Raw genomic sequence first — 15,010 nt, forward strand, 5'->3', positions numbered from 1 at the left:
AACTCTCTCTGAGCAGGTTTGAGAGTAGCATGAACAACTAGCTCTTCGACCTGCTCGTCCTTATCTAGACAGTGCCACCATTAGAAAGTTCTCTTACTAGTTGTGTTTACTTTTATTCAATATCATAAAATACATAATTTCATAGTTATAGATGGATTTCTAGAATATCGTGTCATCTGTTTGTAAATTATATATATATATATATATATATATCATTCAAATAATTGTGTCTACTCCCTCTAGATATGGACCGTGAGACGCTCAGACAAGCACTTGAGTATGCGGATTTGACCTCCTGTCAGGCGGATGCCTATCTGACACTGCTCGAAATAGGCGTTTCACCGGCCATCGAGGTCGTGAGAGTTCGGTTCCCGTCTCACAGGTCTACGACGTCCTCCGTAGCCTCGAGTCCAAAGGATACGTCGAAACGATTGAACGTGAGAAGCTCTATGTCCGACCCTGTGACCCGAGTGTCTCGATGTCTGACTTAGAGTCGAGAGGCGAACCCTTTCATGACGCTGCCGATGAAATACGTGAACGATATCGGAAGCCCGAACAGGTGGACGCACGAATCGGTGTCACCAAACGCGTCGAGACGGCTGTCGAAAACGCCTAGATACTGATTGACGATGCTGATACGGTCGTGGAAGTCGCAGGGAGCTACGAACAACTACAGCAGCTCTTTCCAACACTTCAGGCGGCTCGGGACCGCGACATCATGGTCCGTGCTGTGGTCTACATCGACGATGGTCAGACGCCACTGCCGAAATTCGACCCCACCAATGCGCTCTCGGAACTCCGCGATTGCTCTATCCCTTGATTATTTCTCGTCATCATCGACCGCCATCGAACTTGCGTTCGCCCAACAAGAGGTCTGATGAGACATACGACGTCCTCGTCAGCGACTGTGTCCTGCCTTTTGTCTTCCACTGGTACTATATGACGTGTCTCTGGAACCCCTTTCAGCGAGTCTGTCTCGACGTGTTGGAGCAGTACACCTACGTTACTCTCAAAGAGTTCATCTGTGATTGCTACTGGCTGAATGCGGACAACTACGACCTGCGTGTCGCCGTCGACCGCTGCAACCGACCCTTCGAGCGATTCACACCGTAGTGAAATCGAATCGGTCTCAAACAGACTAGTCCCATCCGGTTATACCACCTTCGCGAGTTCGTCAGCCAAATTTTCGACGTAACTTAAGAGCTCATTCATCGCTTCTGCTTGAAACTCGCCGAGGTTTGAAGCAAGTGGTCGCACCGTTTCGTCGATAAGATGACCAAGGAGGATAAGAGTCTCCGCGGTACAGTTGATCAGACTTTCGAAGCTGTCGAATAGTTGGCTTGCGGCCTTGCAGACCGCATCATTGGATCTGCCTTCGAAGTCCGGTGGATCGACAATCCGCAAGAATAGGATGTCCGGATAAAGACGCTTTACCGTAACCGAACAGATGCTGCTTACACATCATCTTCAAAGACAGCATATCCGACTCTTTCCCGGGCATGTTTCGTTTCATCATCAGCACTTTGTTCTTCTTGCACTGTCACGTCGACACCGGTTCCTGTGAGATTTCGATAGCGGACATTTACTGGATCAGGGCCGTTAAATGTTTGCAAACTGGCAATCAATTTTGGTGATTCATACTGTTGCTGGAAGCTGATGTGAGACCAATCATCAGTGATTGTTTCTCCAGTCTGCTGTACTTCAAATGGGATACCATTGATCTGCCCTGCTGCTTGTTCGAGAGCAATATACCCAACTGTTTCACTCTTGTGTCCTCCCCGTGCTTCTTCTTCTTGAACCCGGACTCGAAATGAATTTCTGGAATCAACTGATGATCGAGCAACTACAGGGTCCTTCCCATTAAACGTCTGTACTTGTGTAAGGACTACTGGTGGCTCTGAACTGAAAAAGTCGTTTAATGAAACAGTGACTAAATCGCTAGCAACAGATACACGGCCGGCCTTCATTTGATAGGGTGTGCCATTACCTAACTGGATTTCTAGCTCTCCCGGTTCCATAGAAAGTGTATGGAATGTTTCACTCTTATGCGAAGCAACGAGGTAATCCCACTCTTCGACTTTATACTCGAGATCACCATCAGAAACATCTCGCAGTCGAACATGTGCGGGTTGGCTCCCGTTAAATGACAATGGCTTTGTGACGGCAACACCATTGGGTTGGACTACTGAATCGGCCTGCTTCCATTGGTTTTCATTTTCCTGTAGACCACTAGTAATCGTATCAGAGATGAGGCTCGCCTCAGTACCGGGATTATATTTTTCGCCATCGACCGTCCAGATTGCTGGTCCATCAGCCTCGGTCGAGACAATTCCTCCAGTTACGTAGAAGGCATACTCCTTACCAGGCGGGACTGTTCCAGTGGCAATCTCCGAATTTGACGGACGTCGGGGGCCTCCACCTGGTGCCCATGAGAGAGCTATTGACGCACCATCATTACCTGCGGGTAAGACGTATTCACCAGCTGTGATCTCATACGTAGTGGGTGACTCATTATCAATATTATTGATACGAACGAGTTGCGATGGGTCCATCGGTATTTCACCGACCGGCGGCGGGCTTGGCAGGGGTGGCGTCCTATCCGGCGGTATAGGATTTCCGTTGGTGGTCATTTCTCGACTGACATGGCTGGAATTCGTCTGAGAACCGCTTCCTCCCAACACACCGGATACCGGCCCCCAAGTGTCTGGTTCCTGGCCGATGTAAATGGCGTACTCTGAATTGTGATCGTTAGTGACTTGCACGTCTTCGAGTCGCAGATACTCGAGGTTCGCAGGCGTGCCGTCGCTCAACAAGCCATCGTACGTATAGATTGCATCGTGATTCTTCGTCGATTCGTAACTTATTCGCGTTCGTCGAATATCGATGCGCTGGCACGGTATTGGTGCTGTAATTGCTCCACCGCAACTACTGTCTAAATATCGATGATAGAAGTCACAGTCGGCTATGAACATCGTTCCATCATAGCTGTTAATGCCATTCGATGAATTCGTGGGTACGTTTGCCTCCACGTTTACGCCTCTTTGTAGTGACCCACCCGACCATGCTTGAGTTGGATGTTGAGCGTCTTTAATGAAGACGCAGTTTCGAACCGCGCTGGCGCCACCAAGTCGCATTCCGTTTTGCGAATTTCGAACGAAACTATTCAAAATTCTCATACTCCCTTCCGGCTTTTTTGCGTAGATTGTATTCTCTCCCCAGTGTTCGAACCAACATCGGTTAAAAGTAAGTAAGCCCTCACCGGATTCGATAAGGATCGCGCGGCGATTGCTTGCCTCATCTGGTTCACACGAACCTCTGTGGAAATAACAGTCTTGGAGAAGTCCTCGAGTTCCTTCCTCCGATGATAACCGGAAGTACGTGCGCGCTTCACCTGAATCGTTTGAGCGAATATTTGTATCAGTAGCTGCTCGAACATAACCACGTGTAATGAGCCGTCTAAGTTCCCAATCTCCGGAGTTGCTATTCATCCGCACGAACGGCGGAATCGCTGTATTTCGCATATCGAGTTCGAATCCGTCCAGTACAAAGCCTTGTGAATACACATCAAGCCAAGCTATGCCATCTCCTGACCGTCCAGGGATAAGACGTGCACCGTTTGGTGCAATGAGTTCGAGATTGTCAGTGCCCGACGGAACGGTAAGTTCGTTGAGCTTGTATGTGCCCGACGGAAAGACTATTATTGTGTTGCTCCCTATCAGGTTATCTAAAATCGAATCAATGGGTGTATCCCCGTTTCGGTCGGCACCTTGATTGACAATGTTGTAGGTAGGCATCAGCGTCCCCCCATGGGGTTAAGCATCTCGTCGAAATCTCTAGTATCACCTGCTAGTCTCTGCTTGTTACCTTGTTTTGGATATCTGCACCTTCTCTTCGTGAAGTCAACTGATACAGCTTGTGTCGTGACGATCTCTTTTCGAACCATGCATCATTTCATCTCCTCTTTTACATTGTTATGTGCTGTCTGAAAATCAAATAAATCATTCAAGCACGCCATAATTACTTATGATTTTATAATGTTATAAGTTTTTGAGAATACATTGAATTAATGGTGCCGAATATGGCATACTACTTTAACTACATGAATCTGCACACATTGGGCAAAATCATCGGATGTCTCCGGGCTTACCGGGGTAAGTCGATGCACGCGACAATACCCCGGCAATAAACACGATGAAATTGAAAGTGAAATGATTAAGTAAACCGGCAAAATAATGGATTACCACCCGAATAGGTCAAATGACATAGTAAATTAATAAGTCCTACAACTCAATTTTACAAGATCTAATATGAAAATGTTGGCATATAGAGGTCGATATTGAATGATATGATTTTAAGTTAGCTGTGATAAAATCACTCATCACACAGAGATAATATTCATGATGAGAACATCTGTATCAATATTGCTTATCGCTTGCTTAGTGCTTTCGGGATGTGCGTCACTTACCGGAGACACCACCCAAACGACCAGTAAAACAACAACGTTACAAGAGTCGTCAGTTACAGATGTGCCAACAACTACGACACAAGCCACTGAATCAACAACGAACGCGAAGTCCTCAACTTCGACATCAACTACAACTTCACAGTCAGTAACAGCATCAACTTCAACAAGAACTTCTACAACTACTATACAATCACCGACAACTTCGGAAGCACAGAAACCACAAACAACATCACAGTCATCCACTAGCACGCGAACAACTTCCAGCAACCCGGAGTCGACCACCACACCGAAGACAACCTCGACTACGACCTCAGCTGAGACAACGACAGAAACCACTACAACCAAGACAACGACTGAATCCTGGAACAAACCAGAAAAACCGAATACACCCCTTCAAAATAAAATGGGGACGGAAGACGATCATCACCGTATCAAGAGTATCTCAGTTGTAAATACACAGGAAGTCAGTACTGGGGGCTACTCGGATTTTGACCTACAAGTCACTGCAGACACAAAGATGGAGCGTATCGATCCTGCAGAACACGGAACTGTGGATGGTGAACCCTTCTTCCTCGTCTATGCGGATGGGTCGCTCGACAATGGATCCGAGTTCTCACGTACCGATGGTACACTTATCGAACGATCGGACATTAGTCAGGATACAAACGGTGAGTACACCCTCTCCATTCACCCTGACGCTCTCAATGAAGCAGGCGTCGAAGATGGAGAAATAACACTCATGATCCTACTCATGGACAAAGACACCGATTGGGATGATATCTACGGAGTCAAATTCGTAACAATCGATTACTCGTCTGGAGACAAGTGATTTAACGTTATTGAGTTGTGTGAGGTAATTATTTCCGAAGACAATCACCGAGGTTCAGACATTTTTCCAAGCTCAGCAAACAGGGTACCAATCCAATTCATTTCACCGTGAATGCGTCCACCAAGCTCTCGTTCTCAAGGACCACGTAGGCCGAGCAACGCAGTAGGGGAATATAGCAGTTACAAGAGCGAAGCTCTTGTGCGCGAACGAGACGCTTCGTGTCTCGCCAACACCAATACTCGAATCAAGTGCAAACGGGCAGAGACACTTCATGACGATGGACCTGAGAGGGACGACTAAAGAATGTACATCGTGCGATATTGCGACCAAGAAACCGTTGTGGATCAGTGAACACTCCTGTCCTGCCTACGAGCATAAGGCGGACAGAAAAGTGAGCACGACTTAGAAAATTCCTTCTCGCCAGCCTGAAGATGTGGGAGTGAGACACTCTGAACAAACGTTTGTGGGGACGGGGCCCTCGGTGGATACACCGTATCTGCAAAGCGTGTCATCAAGACAAGTGGCCCTATCCTCAACTCATGATGTAGATCGGTTGGGGAAGTCAACAGCAATTAGTCGATTGTAGTAGCCATGGGAAATTCATTATTATAGCATCTTTTAAACAATCAATTATTAACAGCAGTTTTATATTAGCGATGACATTATATGGTATGAATCGAGCAGATATAGTTGGTACTCTCTTCAGTCTTGTTGGGACTTTTTCACTTTTTGGTCTTGCAATTGATCCGAACTACGGTTTGACAGGTATTGTTTCTGCCCTCCTTGGAATAGTTTGTCTCGGACTCGCAGCCGTGTATTTTCTCGGAAAGCGTCAAAACATCGAATACTAGCTCACTGCGTAGCTCTCGATGGAGTGACTATCAATACATTTGCCATCGACAAGGACGTCATTTAGCTACGTGAAAACAAGTTACCTATTAACGAAATTCTCAGTGATTATCTCGTCATTAATTTGGATTGACGGCAGAGAATAAGGAATAAACCACTCACTGTGGAGGATATTTAAGAGGGAAGTAATGACGCGGTTGAGATGGTCTGAACCGGTTATACAGACCTATGGAGAGTTTATCTCCATGCAAACAACCACGCTGCAATACAAATACCGTCCTTGAAGGCAAATACTTTGTGGTGAGAAATTTGATTAATTGTGACTCAAGAGTGAAACTATGTAAGAGGGCTGCGGGGTGAAATTGCATGCTATCTCCTTCGAGCGAGAATTCGGAGACTTCCTATAATTGAATGGACGACCCGTTGTTCTCTTCGGGTTTGCACTCACGCGAGGTGTGTCTCAAAATTAAAGCTGATAATCTTGTATCGTCTAGAGGACGGACGGAATTCGGAGAATGAGCGCCCTTCCCTATTTTCTACTAAATAATTGAGTTATTCAACAATATTATCATAATAACCAATATGTAATCTATTTTCTTAAGGGTTGGAAAAGACACGTTTAAATCGTGCCTTTAGAACTGGTAGAGTTCCAACAATCTATTAAAACACCATACGTCTAAATGTTTCGATTGGTAATTGAAACCCAGTAATTGAGAAAGTTGCAATACACATTCACAAGATCTAATGATTCTTAGAATACTGTAATCGCTAATTAGTCTATTAGATTGGGATCAAGTTCAGTAAATATTCTCTTTTCTGAATACAAGCGCGAATGCAACATCCCCCAGGAGTGAGCACCGCGAGCGAAGAGGGAGAAGATAAAGTGCTAACATCATCTCTCTTAGCTGCGATCGAGAAAACATGCATGTTGTGGCGGTGAACCTGAGAGAAATGACCAAGGAATGCTCCTAGTGTGGTGTGGAGACAGACAAGCCGTTGTGGGTACGAGAACTCTCGGACCCAGCGTATGGCTTCAGATGCGACCGCAATACGAACGCAGCTGAAACATCCTTTCTTACGGACTCACCAGAGTAGGAGTGGTTCACTCCGATTCAATGCCTGTGAAGACTGCGCTCCCGACAGACACTGTCGTGTCTGCAAAGCGTGTCATCGAAACAGGAAGCCCCGTCCTCAGTGTGGTCCCACAGCAGTGGACGGTGGGGTAGTTCACTGTTTGACTTTCATTCCATTTTGACTGAGCAAATCGGCAACGATTTCTTGTTCCCATGCTACACGGGTGCTCAGAGTTGTCTTATATCGCGTCGCTTCGATCAGGAATCCAGGAATTTGAAGGTCAGCAGCGACTTTGTGAGTGAGACGTGGACGGACACCGTAAAGTGTGTTTCCAACTTTGAAATCATAGATTGATCGATACGAGTCCAGACTTTTGTTCATTTGCCGTACTGTATTACGGGCATCATTCCGTGTACCGTCAACATATGTTGGGTAAATAGCCTGTCCTACACCTGCTGGACTCTCACTCTCATGGAGGATACCGCGGGAGCTATGAAGACTGAAAAAAATATCTGGGTCAGTATCGACAATATAATCCCACAGTGCACGTGCAAGTTGAGTTGTGGGACGTCGATTTGGTGGGAACTGATCGTTTAAATCACCGTTATCATTAATATATGTACCTCGACGAATAGCAACTGGATTGATTTCTGGAAGAACAACTATCTTTCCAGAATCGATTGACCAGTCTTTAACCGCATGTGCTGTGCGCCATCCAGCTGGTTCATTACCTTGAACACCACCAACAAGAACTGTTGTAGGACCTGGGATTCGGGAATCATTTATGTAAACCGGAACTTCTTCATTTGTTCCCTCAAGAATCGTATCCTCTGAATGAGTTTGGCGAATCGGACAGAATTCATTCCCATCTGCCATTACGCTACCGACTTGTGACATTCCCAGTGCGGATACTGCAGCTATCCCACCTGATTTGCGTAAAAAGGCCCGACGTGAATGGTCTGTCATATTATTCCGTGACGCTAGCTGTTGTTCTTTCTCTCCCGTCAGATTTTTTAGTTTATTTCTTATCATAATTCATTTAATGTACGTGTTTAATTCGCGTTGGATACAACCATACAACATTAGTTTATTAACGTTTCGATGTAAGAGCAATAATATATGATACTCAATAGCAGAGTAGTTCAAATATGGAGTTGACAGATACAATTAGATCAAATATCGACTGGGCATCCGTTGATTGTTCCTCCACGCATGCCACTAGATATCCAATATATTGAGAGCCCAAATATCACGAGCGAGATTATGGAAAAAGAGAGCCCATCAAAAGGTAATAGAGTGAGAATACTTGTTGCCCCAATGAATGAAAGAAATCCTGTGAGAAAAACAGACCCACACGCTGCACATCCCGCACCCAGCGTTCCAAAGACCACACCGACTGCACTACCAGTTCCGCTTTGTAAACTAACATTATGTTCTCTTAGATGATAGATCGACATCGACAGGTTGATTCCAAATAGTCCAGAAGTTATCAAGAGAACGGATTCTTTTATTGGTGAAAATGCAGTTCCGATAATAGGGAACAGTTGTGAGAATATAGTGATTCGTTGCTGAAAGGTCAAAAAGTCATTAAATAATAGTGTCTGTACCAACTCAATATTTTGTGAGAGAACAAAAATAGAAAGTCCAATTAATGAAGCGAGTACGGAACAGATAAAGTAACGAGGTATCGACAATACAAGACGAACTGTTCGTGATACCACTCGAAAATCTCCCCGTGATGTTGGAATTCTTTTTTGAATCATACTAGAGTCCATAGCCGCCAGTCGATCAGATTCTATTTGGCGACGTCTCAGGGAACACTTATATTTATTTTGGCCACTGTTTGAAGAAGTTGTTGCATTACATAGCACCTAAATTACACTCCATAATTGAGATGTGAAACGCCGAGATAATTCCTTTTGAAATTATCGCATCTAATTACGACTACGAGCAATAGCGATTGCGCCACCGAGTACACATAATAATCCAACTACAGCGATTACCGGTGAGTTAATATCTGGAAGTGCTCCTGATTTAGGTACAAGCTTTTGTGATTTTGAATTCTGAGCGGACTTAGTGCTAGGTGCAGCAGGAGTCGAATTATTAGTTGTGGTGCCTACTTTTCCACTGGTGTGACTCTCGGTTGACTGGGCGTTTGTCGTTTTACTGTTGGTCGAGTCCGACGGACTTGTCTGACTAGTCGAAGTCTTGGTATTGGTACCGTCGTTCGTAGTTTGACCACCGATTTCCTCATTAGTGGTGGTTGAACTTACCGATTCATTTGTATTCTGTTCTTCATTGTTTCCACCATCAGTACTAGTGTTGTTCTTATCGGCTTCACTTTTCGAGTTATCGGTGTCCTCAGCTTTCTCCTCTCTATCGGGTTCCCTATCTCCGTCAGAATCCAGATCTCGATAGTCTGCTATTCCATCTCCATCTCGGTCACTTGTCCCCTCTATGCGATCTAATATTCCATCGTTGTCTGAATCAGTATCATGCGAATCAATAATACCGTCGCCGTCCGTATCAATCGGTTGACCTCCGTTTGTCTCAACAATATCTGAGATACCATCTTCGTCAGAATCAACGTTTGTCGAATTATTACCGGATTGGCACGTATTGTCGGTGTGGTGCTGGCTAATGAGATATTCCGGGATATCACTATAGCTCATATTTTCCATGAGGTTCTTAACCCAAAATTTCGACATCGAATCAGTCCAGTTGATTAGCTGCTCAATAGAAATTGTCGAATCGTCCTCTTCTGTATTCGAATTCGCTGCAACAGGAGTAATAAATGCCGCAAACAATAATTGAAATGCCATAATTAGAGAAACGAGCCGCCATAAAGTAGTTGACCCAAGCTGCTCACGCGGTTTTTTTGACATAGTCGTCATACCGGAATAATGCGGGTTAACTCTTTCGAATCCATCTACACTCTATTCTGTAATCTTTCAATTGAAAATGATTAGTTTATTCTAGTCTCAAGCCTCAGACAGTCGGTCAGCTTTACCTGAAGAATTAAAGTAGGGCGAGTTAGATTCATATTCGGAATCTATATTTCAAATAAATATTTTTACTTTCAAAATATACAGTCTGTCTGATCTCAAATGGCTAATGAGATATTAATCATCCATATCTGTCGAAACATCTAACTCCTGCACAAGATTTGAAAAAGGCTTTAACGCTACTGTCCTGAACTTCCATAACGATGCCCCGCGAAAAACGACGCGCCTTCCTGACAACAGCTGCTACATTAGGAACGGTTAGTCTTGCAGGATGTTCTGTATTTGGAGACTCGAATGAGGACACAGCCACTCCAGAGAAGACATCAAATGATGGAAAAGAGAGTACTACACCATCCTCAACCTCAGAAGAACAAACAACAGAAGAAAGCACGACGACGAAACAGAAAAATCAGGGAACATCTCCCAAAGTATTCGAAGATTTCGAAACGCTCAAGAACTGGAGTGCCGTCGACGGGCTTGGAAAACTGGAAAAGAGTACGAAACAGACATATGCTGGATCACAAGCTGCTCATGTGAGTGGGAGCCAGCAATCTACCCAAGGGCAGATTCATCGGGTGAATTTTGGAAGCAATCCAGCTAACTTTGGTAATAAAAATCTCTCTCTGGCATTCAAATGCACTTCCCATGACTTCGTAAAAGTCGCTGTACAGTTGTATGCGCCGGATCGGGGCCATATTGTAGAGTTGAAACGCACACTCTATGGACCAAAGGGAAAGTGGGTTCGGGTAAACCTTGGAGTCACGGATGCTCAACGCCAGAAAAGTGTAGATCTCTCCCAGGTCTATGAAGTACGTATCATCGGTCGACCAGAGGATCCGAATTCGAAGAATCCTATTAATTTCTATGTAGATGATGTGAAGACTGTACCCGCACCGAAGAAGGGAATGGTCATGTTAACATTCGATGATAGTCTTGAATCTCACTATTCCGTTGCATACAAAAAGCACATGAAAAAACATGGGTTCCCAGGGGTAGACGCTGTTATTACAGATGCAGTATATGATGATGGTTTTCTTACCCAAACGCAGATGCGTGAATTGGTTAAAGATGGCTGGGACATGGTAGCTCACCCAAATATTGGTTCTAGTCCGTTTCCCCAACTCCCTGCAAAGGAACAAGAGAAGGTGATGAAAGACGCAAAAAGTTGGCTCAAACGCTATGGCTATAACGGTCACAAGTATATGGCTGTGCCAAAGAATATTGTAGGACCAAAAACATTCGACTTAGCGAAAAAGCACTTTGACATGACGCTTTCATTCGGAGCATCTCCTAATTCCCTTCCAGTGATTACGAAGGATACAATCCTTTCACGAATGTATGGCGACAGCAATATCGCTCGTACGAAAAAGATGATTGACTATAGCGCGGCGTACAAACAGTTGTCTGTCTTCTTATTTCATAGAATCGGCAAAGATGGGCTTTCCGAGAAAAAGTTCGAAACTATTCTTCGCTATCTTAAACAAAGCAACGTAGAAGTTGTCACACTTTCTGACTTAGAGAATAAAGGTCTCCTAGTCTGATATTTTGGATGCAAGCGACCACAGGTTAGGTGGATCTGCGAAACTATCGCTGAATCAGTTATTAATGAGTTATAGTATATATACAAGTGAGGAGAGCTGTGGCGAGTAAATGTGGGTAGGGGTAAGGTGGATCGGGGTGTGAACACCGGATCCAGGAGACCTTTTAGGGCATTAATGACTACTACGCCACAGATGTAATGTTGTGTGATATTGTAAATACTTTGTGTTATTTTTCAGCGATAGAATTTCCCTCGTTATTATGGCCGTTAATCGCATCGATTGAAAAGATCATCACCGATCAGTTTAACGAGTTCTTGAGCATCGACAGAGTTGGATAGTACCATAGTAACGCCAATGGTTCGTTTCGGGTGTTATATCTCGGAAGTGATGCACATCGACCACGCGTAAACAGGAAGTGCTTGAGGTAACTGTGGAGATAGAATACTACACCGTTCCTAGTCAGTGCACGCCCAAGATGTCACAGTGGCCGTCGGAATCTCTCTCTGGATCATTGGGGGACATCTCCAAAAAGTCGAAAAAGCGTGTTTGAAACGCCCGTTCGAAGATTTTGACATTCTATCCGTGATCGGATAAAGAGTCTGTAGTCACCACGATAGTAAGAATGTTGTATGACAATACATAGCATAAACATGGACGTTCCACTCGACGAAATCTCGCTTCTTGCACGCTCGGAACATCGCATCAACGTGCTCGAAGTGTGAGCGACCGACGCCGTGAACGGAACGACCTGCTGGCTGCGACGGGTGCTTCTTAGCCAACCATGGGGGGGATACTCTCGGACTTCGAATATCGTCGCTGGATTTTACGAGATGGGCGAACCTATTGAACTATTTCAATGAATCGTCCCTACAAATCTGAGAGATATAGCGTTCCTCCGATTGTCATTCCGACCATGCCACCCCACATGAAAAACAGTGCTATCACAATTCTCGTTTGCGTGACTATTCCATTGTGGTCCAAAGCTGATGAAGAGAGTGCCCAGATTATTACCCCGAAAAAAAGCACACAAAGGAGGGATCCTCCAATGAGAAAAACAGAAAAAAGTAGTCCCGATGTCTCTTGTACGAGTTCTAATTCACTCATCTTTATTCAATCTTATCTCCATGTTATGTAGCGTTTACTGAACTTTATAGATATATCAGAAACAATTGGTCGATAAATTGCATCATGCACAACCGAACAGAGGGACGAGGCCAAGGGAAACACTCGAAACAAAATGATTTTTCAAATCACGGCCGACGCTCCTGCCGACAACGATGGGTCCGACGAGAGCAAAACGGACGGTGAGGATTCGGACCAAGACGACTCGGATACCATTGACTCGATAGGCATGACTGAGACACGGACGAGAAGAACCAGCATGGAGACAACGAGGAGGCCGAGGAGCACCGCTGTAAATGACGTCCTCATCACCTGCTTACGGACATACGAGGAGAAAGCCCCGTCCTTTAGGGCGGGGATGAATCCGACAATCGACTCCACAATCCACCGTCGATAGCATAGCCGATATTGGGATAGTTTTAAGCCAACCCGACACCATTACGCATGTAATGGTCACGGTGACAGTAACCGCGAAATTCCATCAACCAACCCGGTCACGGCGGCAAGAATGGCAAGACGCCATGCTCGTCTACCGCGACACCAAACAACAGTTGGTGAACGGATGGGACTCCGGCGAACTCGGCATGTCCGTGACCACCGCCAGCATTGACAACGGATTGTACTCGGCGGTTCAGAACCAAGCTATTCGAGAGGCAAAAGCCGAGTACAAACGCGACGGGTGGATGAACTATACCGCCGCGCAACCGTTTGCTACGAACAACCAGAATTGGACGCTCGAAACGACCGACAACGGGTCGGTTGTAGTTGGCTTTCCTTGCATTTCACAGTGGTGGCATACGCCGATTTGTGTCCACGACGAGATTCAAGAACCTGTTCAACGGATTCTTGACGGCGAAGCGAAGAAATCTCGTCTACAGGTCTACCGCCGTGGTGACAACTGGTTCTGCTCGTTCACCGTCGAATACGATACCGTTCCTGACGGTGAAACGCCGATAGGCGTTGATATTGGCGAGCGGCACATTCTCGCTGTCCACGCCCTCGGAACGGATGAATCAATGCTGGTATCGGGAAAAGAGGCGCGATACGTCAGACGGAAATATCGTTCCCTTCGTGATTCGCTGTCGGAAGCGGGAGCACTTCGTGCTCGCAACCACGTTGGTAACAAAGAACACCGCCGTATCCGCGACCTCAATCACACCCTCTCGCGTCGTCTCATCGACTTCGCCGACCAATTCGAGAATTCAGTGATTCGGATTGAAACGCTCGAAGGTATCCGCGACCGTACTGGGTGGTCAGGTGTCCATTCGTGGCACTTCCACCAGCTTCAGACGTTCATCACCTACAAGGCTGAACAGGCAGGAATCCGCGTAGAAACGGTTGACCCGGCCTATACCAGCCAGAACTGTTCTTCATGTGGTGAACGGGGGTCACGGAACCACGACCATTTCAGATGTTCGTCCTGTGGATACGAACGCCATGCTGATTTAAACGCGGCGGCGAACATCGGGAAACGAGAGGGGGAACCATGCACGGCCTAACACTCCGGGTGAGGCGAACCGTGCTCCCTTGCTGGTTGAACAGCCAGCCGTCATTGACGCCCATAGTTGATGGGGAGGAAGGCCGCTTTGACACGGCTTCACGCGCTGTAACGCACACCGTCGGTCATAATTCGGTGGCTACCGTTGACGTTCCACGCGAAAGCGTACTTGAGAACCGAGGAAACGCGCAACCTCAATATCCTCTTCGAGGAATCCTCGCGCTTTAGCGCGGGGCGGATGTCAAATCCCACTCCTCGTTAGTCAAATCATCAGTACCATCGCCGCTTATTATGTCTACGCCGGCGCGACATTGCCCGGCAACAACCAAGCGGCACAAGCTGCATTTCAAGAGCTCCAGAACGACCCGGCGCTCTTCATCGCGAGTATCGTCGGCATTGTGTTGTTGGCGTGGAGTGGTTGGATTTGGACAGCAGGGATGGAGAAATTGCACGATCTCTCGCGTCGAAACGCCATCATCACCGTCGGAATACCCGTCGGCATTGCCCTGATACTGCGTATCGTGAGCGCCATCTAGCAGGAGACCACACGATACGTTCGACGATTACGTTCATTCATTCCATACAATCTTCCTAGCTAACATTCTTAACCACTGTCTTCATGTATCT

Annotated in this window: 13 protein-coding genes and 2 pseudogenes; 10 read left to right on the plus strand and 5 right to left on the minus strand. The window is 46.0% G+C overall.

The features are described 5' to 3' along the window. Nucleotides 1–295 precede the first annotated feature (295 nt). From AC1XDK_RS27805 to AC1XDK_RS27820, 4 genes and pseudogenes are all read left to right on the plus strand, one after another. Nucleotides 296–415: pseudogene (locus tag AC1XDK_RS27805) on the plus strand (hypothetical protein); the annotation flags it as partial. Nucleotides 416–478: 63 nt separating this feature from the next. Then, a complete protein-coding gene (locus tag AC1XDK_RS27810) occupies nt 479–616 on the plus strand; it encodes a hypothetical protein (protein WP_483353269.1) in 138 nt (45 codons plus the stop codon). A gap of 27 nt (nt 617–643) precedes the next feature. Then, complete coding sequence (locus AC1XDK_RS27815; RefSeq protein ID WP_483353270.1) at nt 644–820, plus strand: hypothetical protein; 177 nt, start codon at nt 644–646, stop codon at nt 818–820. Nucleotides 821–939: 119 nt separating this feature from the next. Beyond that, nucleotides 940–1,113, plus strand: a complete 174-nt coding sequence (locus AC1XDK_RS27820) for a hypothetical protein (RefSeq protein WP_483353271.1) — start codon at nt 940–942, stop codon at nt 1,111–1,113. A gap of 341 nt (nt 1,114–1,454) precedes the next feature. Here the strand turns inward: AC1XDK_RS27820 and AC1XDK_RS27825 are convergent, their stop codons facing one another. Together AC1XDK_RS27825 and AC1XDK_RS27830 are read right to left on the minus strand one after the other, a co-directional pair. Further along, on the minus strand, nt 1,455–3,794 hold the full coding sequence (locus AC1XDK_RS27825) for a hypothetical protein (protein ID WP_483353272.1): 2,340 nt from the start codon (nt 3,792–3,794) through the stop codon (nt 1,455–1,457). 584 nt (nt 3,795–4,378) lie between these two features. Continuing rightward, a complete protein-coding gene (locus AC1XDK_RS27830; protein ID WP_483353273.1) occupies nt 4,379–4,834 on the minus strand; it encodes a hypothetical protein in 456 nt (151 codons plus the stop codon). A gap of 34 nt (nt 4,835–4,868) precedes the next feature. Between AC1XDK_RS27830 and AC1XDK_RS27835 the strand changes: the two genes are divergently transcribed. The 3 genes and pseudogenes from AC1XDK_RS27835 to AC1XDK_RS27845 all read left to right on the plus strand — a co-directional run. Next, a complete protein-coding gene (locus AC1XDK_RS27835) occupies nt 4,869–5,294 on the plus strand; it encodes a hypothetical protein (RefSeq protein WP_483353274.1) in 426 nt (141 codons plus the stop codon). 671 nt (nt 5,295–5,965) lie between these two features. Further along, nucleotides 5,966–6,145, plus strand: coding sequence for a hypothetical protein (locus tag AC1XDK_RS27840; protein WP_483353275.1), 180 nt, complete (start codon nt 5,966–5,968; stop codon nt 6,143–6,145). Between the two features lie 904 nt (nt 6,146–7,049). Next, a pseudogene (locus tag AC1XDK_RS27845) lies at nt 7,050–7,369 on the plus strand (zinc ribbon domain-containing protein); the annotation flags it as partial. A gap of 1 nt (nt 7,370) precedes the next feature. On the opposite strand, the gene AC1XDK_RS27850 reads toward AC1XDK_RS27845, so the two are convergent. The 3 genes from AC1XDK_RS27850 to AC1XDK_RS27860 form a co-directional block, all read right to left on the minus strand. Then, entirely contained in the window at nt 7,371–8,183 is an 813-nt protein-coding gene (locus AC1XDK_RS27850) for a M14 family metallopeptidase (RefSeq protein WP_483353276.1), read from the minus strand. A 206-nt stretch (nt 8,184–8,389) separates the two neighbouring features. Further along, on the minus strand, nt 8,390–8,938 hold the full coding sequence (locus AC1XDK_RS27855; protein WP_483353277.1) for a hypothetical protein: 549 nt from the start codon (nt 8,936–8,938) through the stop codon (nt 8,390–8,392). Nucleotides 8,939–9,151: 213 nt separating this feature from the next. Next, nucleotides 9,152–10,102: a hypothetical protein gene (locus tag AC1XDK_RS27860; protein ID WP_483353278.1), complete on the minus strand. Its 951-nt coding sequence runs from the start codon at nt 10,100–10,102 to the stop codon at nt 9,152–9,154. 323 nt (nt 10,103–10,425) lie between these two features. On the opposite strand from AC1XDK_RS27860, the gene AC1XDK_RS27865 reads away from it, so the two are divergent. From AC1XDK_RS27865 to AC1XDK_RS27875, 3 genes are all read left to right on the plus strand, one after another. After that, nucleotides 10,426–11,763 (plus strand): polysaccharide deacetylase family protein, encoded by a 1,338-nt coding sequence (locus tag AC1XDK_RS27865; RefSeq protein ID WP_483353279.1) that lies wholly within the window; start codon nt 10,426–10,428, stop codon nt 11,761–11,763. Nucleotides 11,764–13,334: 1,571 nt separating this feature from the next. Beyond that, the gene (locus AC1XDK_RS27870) at nt 13,335–14,384 is read left to right on the plus strand and encodes an RNA-guided endonuclease InsQ/TnpB family protein (RefSeq protein WP_483353280.1); all 1,050 of its coding nucleotides are present in this window, start codon (nt 13,335–13,337) and stop codon (nt 14,382–14,384) included. 277 nt (nt 14,385–14,661) lie between these two features. Then, complete coding sequence (locus AC1XDK_RS27875; protein ID WP_483353312.1) at nt 14,662–14,919, plus strand: YIP1 family protein; 258 nt, start codon at nt 14,662–14,664, stop codon at nt 14,917–14,919. The last annotated feature ends 91 nt before the right edge of the window (nt 14,920–15,010 follow it).

The organism is Haladaptatus sp. HS23 (genome assembly GCF_056892285.1).

Excerpts from the sequence above, each read along its gene's own strand:
- AC1XDK_RS27870 (WP_483353280.1), top strand. The coding sequence starts at position 13,335 with ATGGTCACGGTGACAGTAACCGCGAAATTCCATCAACCAACCCGGTCA.
- AC1XDK_RS27835 (WP_483353274.1), top strand. The coding sequence starts at position 4,869 with ATGGGGACGGAAGACGATCATCACCGTATCAAGAGTATCTCAGTTGTA.
- AC1XDK_RS27810 (WP_483353269.1), top strand. The coding sequence starts at position 479 with ATGTCTGACTTAGAGTCGAGAGGCGAACCCTTTCATGACGCTGCCGAT.
- AC1XDK_RS27840 (WP_483353275.1), top strand. The coding sequence starts at position 5,966 with ATGAATCGAGCAGATATAGTTGGTACTCTCTTCAGTCTTGTTGGGACT.
- AC1XDK_RS27820 (WP_483353271.1), top strand. The coding sequence starts at position 940 with ATGACGTGTCTCTGGAACCCCTTTCAGCGAGTCTGTCTCGACGTGTTG.
- AC1XDK_RS27850 (WP_483353276.1), bottom strand. The coding sequence starts at position 8,183 with ATGACAGACCATTCACGTCGGGCCTTTTTACGCAAATCAGGTGGGATA.
- AC1XDK_RS27860 (WP_483353278.1), bottom strand. The coding sequence starts at position 10,102 with ATGTCAAAAAAACCGCGTGAGCAGCTTGGGTCAACTACTTTATGGCGG.
- AC1XDK_RS27825 (WP_483353272.1), bottom strand. The coding sequence starts at position 3,794 with ATGCCTACCTACAACATTGTCAATCAAGGTGCCGACCGAAACGGGGAT.
- AC1XDK_RS27865 (WP_483353279.1), top strand. The coding sequence starts at position 10,426 with ATGCCCCGCGAAAAACGACGCGCCTTCCTGACAACAGCTGCTACATTA.